Below are 7,587 nucleotides of genomic sequence, written 5' to 3' on the forward strand. Positions count from 1 at the left end.
GGCACCAGCCCCACCCCAGGAGCGGACACGTCCCCCTGCTCCTCGGTCACCGGCACCGGCGCCTGCTCCAGGATCACGTGGGCGTTGGTCCCCGATGCCCCGAAGCCGGAGACGGCGCCACGGCGCGGGCGGCCGGAGTCCGGCCAGGGGCGGGCCTCGGTCAGCAGCTCGACGTGCCCGGCCGTCCAGTCGACCTGGGGTGTCGGCTCGTCCACATGCAGAGTGCGGGGCAGCAGGCCGTGTCGTATCGCCATGACCATCTTGATGACGCCGGCGACGCCGGCGGCGGCTTGGGTGTGGCCGATGTTGGACTTCACGGAGCCGAGCCAGAGGGGCTGTTCGGCGTCATGGTCCTGCCCGTATGTGGCCAGGAGTGCCTGGGCCTCGATCGGGTCCCCGAGTGTCGTTCCGGTGCCGTGTGCCTCTACGGCGTCCACGTCCGCGCCGGTGAGTCCGGCGTTCGCCAACGCCTGCTGGATCACCCGCTGCTGGGAGGGGCCGTTGGGTGCGGTCAGGCCGTTGGAGGCGCCGTCCTGGTTGACGGCAGATCCCCGTACGACCCCCAGGATCCGCCGCTTGTGACGGACGGCGTCCGACAGTCGCTCCAGCACCAGCACTCCGGCGCCTTCCGCGAACCCGGTGCCGTCGGCGGCGGCCGCGAAGGACTTGCAGCGGCCGTCGGGAGCGAGGCCGCGCTGCCGGGAGAAGCCCACGAACGCGTTGGGAGCCAGTACCGTCACACCGCCCGCGAGGGCGAGGGAGGACTCGCCCGAGCGCAGCGACTGGGCGGCGAGATGGACGGTCACGAGCGAGGACGAGCAGGCCGTGTCGACCGTGACCGCCGGGCCCTCCAGGCCCAGGAAGTACGAGACCCGGCCCGAGAGCACACCGCCGAGGGCACCCGTCATGAGGTAGCTCTCGACCCCTTCGGGCACGTCGTGCGGGTCGGCCCGGTAGTCGCCGCCTCCCGTACCGGTGAAGACGCCCACGGGTTGTTCGCGCAGAGTGGCGGGGTCGATGGCGGCGCGCTCCAGGGCCTCCCAGGTGATCTCCAGCATCAGCCGCTGCTGCGGGTCCATCGCGAGTGCCTCACGGGGCGAGATGCCGAAGAAGGCCGCGTCGAACTGGTCGGCGTCATGGAGGAATCCACCCTCGCGGGCGTAGCTGGTGCCGGGGTGGTCCGGGTCCGGGTGGTACAGGTTCTCCAGGTCCCAGCCGCGGTTCACCGGGAAGCCGGTGATCGCCTCACCGCTGGCGGAGACCAGGTCCCACAGCCCCTCCGGGGACGTCACCCCGCCCGGGAAACGGCAGGCCATGCCGACGATCGCGATCGGCTCGGAGTGCGCATCGCGCAGCTCGGTGATCGTGCGGCGTGCGTGATGCAGATCAGCCGTCATCCTCTTCAGGTATTTGACGAGCTTTTCGTTGCTCTCCGCCTGGTTCTCCGCGTTCTCCGCTCGGTTTTCCACCTGGTTCTTCTCCATCCGGGGGCCACGACCTCTTTCACAGTGGGCAAGCGGGTGTGTCAGCCCTCGCCGAATTCCTCGCCGAATTCCTCGTCGATGAAGGCGAGGACGTCGTCCATCGAGGCCGATTCGAGTCGGGCGGTGATATCGACGTCCTGCGGAGTGCTGTGCGAGGTCTGCAACTTGGCGGCGAGTGCCTGAAGCCGGGGGACGATCCGGGTGCTTTCGACGCGGTCCGTCTCCAGATCCGCCACCGCGGCTTCAAGGCGGCGCAGTTCTTCCAGGACCGTGTCCTCGGGCGTACCGGTCGGGAAGAGCTCGGCGCGCAGGTGCCGCATGAGCGCCGCGGGCGTGGGGTGATCGAAGACCAGCGTGCTGGCCAGGCGCAGCCCGGTCTGCTCGGAGAGCCGGTTGCGGAACTCGACTGCCGTGAGGGAGGTGAACCCGAGGTCGCTGAAGGCCCGGTTGGCCGTGATCTCGGCGGACGACGCATGTCCGAGGGCGGCGGCCGCCGCGGCCCGCGCCAGGCTCAGCAGGCTGTGGTCGCGGTCGCGTTCCGGCAGGGCGGAGAGCCGTTCGAGGAGGCTGTTCCGGTCGTCGGCGCCGACGGTGACGGCGAGGGCGCGTCGCGCCGGCACGAGACCGCGCAACATCGGAGGCAGGGTGCCCGCCTCCGCCTGGGAACGCAGCACGCCGTAGTCCAGTTTCACCGGGACCAGGACGGGGCCACCCGGGGAGCGCAGCGCGACGTCGAGCAGCGACAGCCCTTCCCGCACACTCAACTCGGCCGCTCCGGACCGCCTGTTCCGGGTGGCACCGGCGCCCGCAGCGGGTCCGGCCGTCTGCCAGGGACCCCAGGCGAGTGAGGTCGCGGGCAGCCCGGTGGCGTGACGATGCCGGGCGAGGCCGTCCATCAGAGCGCTCGCCGTGGCCAGTGCCTCCTGCCCGGGACCGCCGAAGGTGCCTGTGGCGGAGGAGAACAACACGAAGTGGGCGAGGTCGTGCTCGCGGACGAGTTGGTGCAGGGCGAGGGCACTGAAGTGGTCGTCGTCGAGGACGCCCGCGGTGTGGATGACGGTGGTGAGGGGGCGGGCGTCGATGACGTCGGCCAGGTGGGCGGCGTCGGTGATCCGGACCTGGGCGCCAAGGTCCGACAGTTCGGCGCGTTGGGCCTCCACCTCGGCGTCCGGCTCTCCGTGGTCGGTCAGCAGCAGGTTCCTGACCTGATGTCGCTCCACCAGATGACGTGCCACGAGCCGCCCCAGCGGCCCGGTGCCGCCCGTGACGAGGACGGTGCCGTCGGGGTCGAGGAGGCGCTCACCGCTGCCCGGCCCGGTAGGGGCGAGGCGGGGTGCGAGGAACGTTCCCTCGCGTACGGCGACGTGCAGTTCGCCCGCGGAGAGAAGCTCGGGGAGGACGGCGGCGAGTGAGGGGAGGCCGGTGGCGGGCGACCGCGTGCTGTCGTCGGCATCGATCAGGACGACCCGGCCGGGGTGCTCGGCCTGGACGGAGTGCAACAGGCCGACGGCCGCGGCGGCGGGCAGGTCGGCGATGTCCTCGTCGTCCGTCGTGGCGACGGCCCGCCGTGTCACGGCGAGCAGAGGGGTGTCCCGCAGACGGGGTTCGGCCAGACAGGCCCCAACGACGTCCAGGACACGGGTGGCCAGCTCGCGGACCCCGTCGGCGTCGCCGGCGCCGTCACCGTTCACCTCCAGCAGCAGTACACCGGGCAGCCCGTCCGCCTCGGCCACCGCACGCACGTCCTCGGCGCAGGTGACCGCAGCCGTGACCGCAGCCGTGACCGGAGCCGTGCCCGTGGCGGTGCGCCCGCCGGTGAGCGGGATCGGCGTCCAGTCGAGGCGGTAGAGGTGGCCGGGGGCGGTGGCGGAGACCTCCCCCCGGTCCACCGAGCTGTCGTACGGCCGGGTGACCACCGATCCGACGGATCCGACCGGCTTGCCCGTGCCGTCGGCCAGACGAAGGCCGTAGGTGTCCGGCCCCTGGGGTGTCAGGTGGACACGGAGGGCAGTGGCCCTGTCGGCGTAGAGATGTACGTCGTTCCAGCGGACCGGCAGCGTGCCCGCCCTGTCGCCCGCCTGGACGCCCCCGCCCGCCCGGAACGCCTCGCCTGCCCCGTTCGCCCCGGTCGCCTCGTCCGTCTCGGCCACGTCACCGCGCAGCCCTGCGGCGTGGAGGCAGGCGCTCAGGAGGGCCGGGTGGAGTCCGTAGCCCTCGGTCCTGTCCGTCCCGTCGGAGAGGGTGACCTCGGCGTAGCGGTCGGTGCCGTGGGACCAGACCGTGCCGAGCCCGTACAGGGCCGGGCCGGCGTTCTCGATGGGGGCCGCCCCGGTCGGCGGCCACCGGGTGAGGTCGAAGTCGGGTGCGGGGGCCTCGGGGGTGAGACGCGCGGTGGCGTGCCGGGTGAACGGCGTACCGGGAGCGGCGTTCTGCGGCCGGGAGTGGATCTGTGCCGAACGCGCACCGGATTCGTCGGGCCTGCCGAGACCGACCCGGACCTGGACGCCGTCCTGCTCCGGAAGGACCAACGGTGTCTCGACGACCAGTTCGCCGAGGTGGCTGGTGCCGGTCTCGTCGCCCGCCCGGATGAGGAGGTCGACGAGGGCGGCGCCGGCGGTGGCCGGGTCGGCGAGCCGGGGGTGGGTGGCCGAGGACCAGCGGGAGGTGAAGAGCAGCCCGCCGGTGGCCGGGTCCTCCGCCAGGGCGCCCAGCAGCGGGTGAGCCACCGAGGCCAGCCCCAGATCCGCCGGATCACCTGACGCCGTGTCCCTCGTGAGCCAGTGACGCTGCCGCTGGAAGGCGTACGTCGGCAGGTCCACCGGTCGCTCGGTGCCGCCAGTGCCGCCAGTGCGGCCGGTCTCGCCGGTGCCGACGACCGCGGCCCAGTCGACCGGTATGCCGCGCCCGTGCAGTGTGCCGAGCGCCCCGAGGAAACGGCGGACCCCGCTCTCCTTGCGCCGCAGAGTGCCGGTGATCACGGACGGGCCCGTCACACAGGTCTCCAGGATGTCCTGGATGTTCGTGATGAGGATCGGGTCCGCGCTCACCTCTACGAAGGCGCGGTGGCCGGACTCCGCCAGCGCCCGCACAGTGGCGTCGAACTGCACGGTGTGCCGCAGGTTCCGGTACCAGTAGTCGGCGTCGAGGGTGGTGGTGTCGACCCGGGTGCCGGTGACGGTGGAGTAGAACGCCACGGAGGTGGCCCGGGGTTCGATACCGGCCAGCGCCTTGCGCAGCTCCTCCTCGATCACCTCGACCTGCGCGGTGTGCCCGGCGATGCCGTGTGCCATGGGGAGTTCCCGGCTGCGGATGTTGTGGTGTTGGCAGTGGTTGTGGAGGGTGGTGAGGGTGGTGGGGGTGCCGGCGAGGATGAGGTTGGTGGGGGAGTTGATGGCGGCGATGTCGGCGTCGGGGGCGTGTTGGGTGATGAGTTGTCGGGCGTTTTCGAGGGTGGTGTTGAGGGAGAGCATGGTGCCGTGGCCGGAGAGGTGGGTGGTGATGGCTTTGCTGCGGAGGGTGATGATGGTGGCGGCGTCGTGGAGGGTGAGGGCTCCGGCGATGTGGGCGGCGGTGATTTCGCCTTGGGAGTGTCCGGTGACGGCGTGGGGGGTGAGTCCTGCTGTTTGGTAGCAGTGGGCGAGGGCGGTCATGACGGCGAAGGTGGTGGGTTGGATGACGTCGGGGGTGGTGAGTGGGGGTGCGTCTGGGGTCTGGCGGATGACGTCGAGGAGTTTGTAGCCGGTGAGGGGGTCGAGGACTTGGGCGATCTCGGTGATTTTCTGGGTGAAGGCGGGTGAGGTGTCGAGGAGGTCGGCGCCCATGCCGGGCCATTGGGCGCCTTGGCCGGGGAAGACCCACACCTGACGGCCGGCGACCGGACCACCCTCAGCGGTGACCACGGAAGGCGACCAGGCGCCACGCGACAGCGCCTGGAGTCCGGACACCGCCTCCGCCGTGTCCATGGCCAGGACCACTCCCCGGTCGGGCAGTCGACCGCGGCGGTGCACCAGGGCACGCGCGACCTCGGGCAACTCCAGCTCGGGCCGCTCCGCCAGGAACCCCGCGAGCCGCTCGGCCTGCCCGGCCAGCCCGGCGGCCCCCCGCCCGGACACCACCAAAGGCACCACGTCACCGCCGGCCAGCACCCGCGGCCGTTCGTCCACGGGCTCTGTCGGCGCCTGCTCCTCGTCGGCCACGTCGGACGGTGCCTGTTCGAGGATCACGTGGGCGTTGGTGCCGGACACCCCGAAGCCGGAGACGGCCGCGCGGCGAGGCCGGTCGCTGTCGGGCCAGGGGCGGGCCTCCGTGAGCAGCTCGACGTGCCCCGCGCTCCAGTCGACCTGCGGGGTCGGCTCGTCCACGTGCAGGGTGCGCGGCAGCACCCCGTGCTGCATGGCCATCACCATCTTGATGACCCCGCCCACCCCGGCGGCGGCCTGCGCATGGCCGATGTTGGACTTCAACGAGCCCAGCCACAAAGGCTGTTCGGCATCCCGGCCCTGTCCGTAGGTGGCGATCAGCGCCTGCGCCTCGATCGGGTCACCGAGCGGGGTGCCCGTGCCATGGGCCTCCACGGCGTCCACGTCGACGCCGTTCAGGCCGGAGTTGGCCAGCGCGCGCCGGATGACCCGTTGCTGGGAGGGGCCGTTGGGCGCGGTCAGCCCGTTCGAAGCGCCGTCCTGGTTGACGGCCGAGCCGAGGAGCACGCCCCAGATCCGGCGCTTGTTGCGCACCGCGTCCGACAGCCGCTCCAGCACCAGCACGCCCGCCCCCTCGGCGAGCCCCGTGCCGTCGGCGGCGGCCGCGAAGGCCTTGCAGCGGCTGTCGGGCGACAACCCCCGCTGCCGCGCCGAGTCGACGATCGTCTGCGGTTCGGTCATCACCGTCACCCCGCCGGCCAGGGCGAGGCGGGACTCTCCCGAGCGCAGCGACTGGGCGGCCAGATGCAGGGCCACCAGGGAGGAGGAACAGGCGGTGTCGACGGTGACCGCCGGGGCCTCCAGCCCCAGGAAGTACGACACCCGACCCGAGACGACACTGCCGAGCCCCCCGGTCATCAGATAGCCGTCGACCCCCTCGGGCACCTCGTGCGGATCCGCCCGGTAGTCGCCTCCTCCCGTGCCGGTGAAGACACCCACCTCGGCACCGCGCACCGTGGCCGGGTCGATGCCGGCGCGCTCCAGGGCCTCCCAGGAGATCTCCAGCATCAGCCGCTGCTCGGGATCCATCGCCAGTGCCTCGCGCGGCGAGATCCCGAAGAAGTCCGCGTCGAAACGGTCGATGTCCGTCAGGAACCCGCCCCCGCGCGCATAGCTCGTCCCCACCCCGGCGGGATCCGGGTCGAACAGCGCGTCGATGTCCCATCCGCGGTCCTCGGGGAAGTCGGATACGGCATCGGTGCCCTCCACCACGAGCTGCCACAGCTCCTCCGGGGACGTCACCCCGCCCGGGTAGCGACAGCTCATCGCGACGACGGCGACCGGCTCCGACGTGGCGCGCTCCAGTTCACGGACCCGGTTCTGAAAGCGGCGGGCATCCGCGAGAACACGCTTCAGATAATCGCGAAGCTGCTGTTCGTTCGTCATGAGGTCTGCCTTTTCTGGGAAATCCGGGTCGGTCGCGGACGCGCCGCGTGGGTGGAGAGGGACGGAGCCGGTCAGGCCGGGCCGAACTCGCTGTCGATGAGCCGGAACATCTCGTCGTCGGTCGCCGCGTCCAGATCGAGCTCTTCCTGCTCCTCGGCGGCACCGGAACGGTCGCGCCACTGGTCGACCAGCGACTGAAGCCGGACCAGCACCTGGCGGTGTGTCTCGCCGTCGGGCGAGAGATCCGCGAACGACGCCTCCAGAGAGTCCAGTTCCGCCAGCAGCGCCGCGCCCGCGTCCACGTCCGGAACCAGCTCGCCGTGGAGATACCGGGCCAGGCTGACCGGTGTGGGGTGGTCGAAGATCAGCGTGGCGGGCAGGCGCAGGCCGGTCTGGGTGGCGAGCCGGTTCCGCAGCTGGACGGCTGTGAGGGAGTCGAAGCCGATGTCGTTGAGGGCGCGGTCGGGGTCGAGTTGGTGGGTGGTGGTGTGGCCGAGGGTGGTGGCGGCTGTTTGTTG

The 7,587-nt window shown here is 71.8% G+C and carries 3 protein-coding genes; all 3 read right to left on the reverse strand.

Annotated elements, in window-relative coordinates; all coding sequences use genetic code 11:
• The coding region (locus ACFU95_RS50495) for a type I polyketide synthase (RefSeq protein ID WP_383844555.1) at positions 1 to 1,484 on the reverse strand (1,484 nt) is incomplete at its 3' end.
• 41 nt (positions 1,485 to 1,525) lie between these two features.
• On the reverse strand, positions 1,526 to 7,069 hold the full coding sequence (locus ACFU95_RS50500) for a beta-ketoacyl synthase N-terminal-like domain-containing protein (protein ID WP_383844558.1): 5,544 nt from the start codon (positions 7,067 to 7,069) through the stop codon (positions 1,526 to 1,528).
• Between the two features lie 71 nt (positions 7,070 to 7,140).
• Positions 7,141 to 7,587: phosphopantetheine-binding protein (locus ACFU95_RS50505; RefSeq protein ID WP_383844561.1), on the reverse strand; the 447-nt coding region annotated here is incomplete at its 5' end.

It is taken from the genome of Streptomyces sp. NPDC057623 (assembly GCF_042800355.1).
Taxonomy (GTDB): Bacteria; Actinomycetota; Actinomycetes; order Streptomycetales; family Streptomycetaceae; genus Streptomyces.

What these genes read in the sequence shown, in the direction of transcription:
- ACFU95_RS50500 (WP_383844558.1), bottom strand. Translation starts at nt 7,069, where the DNA reads ATGACGAACGAACAGCAGCTTCGCGATTATCTGAAGCGTGTTCTCGCG.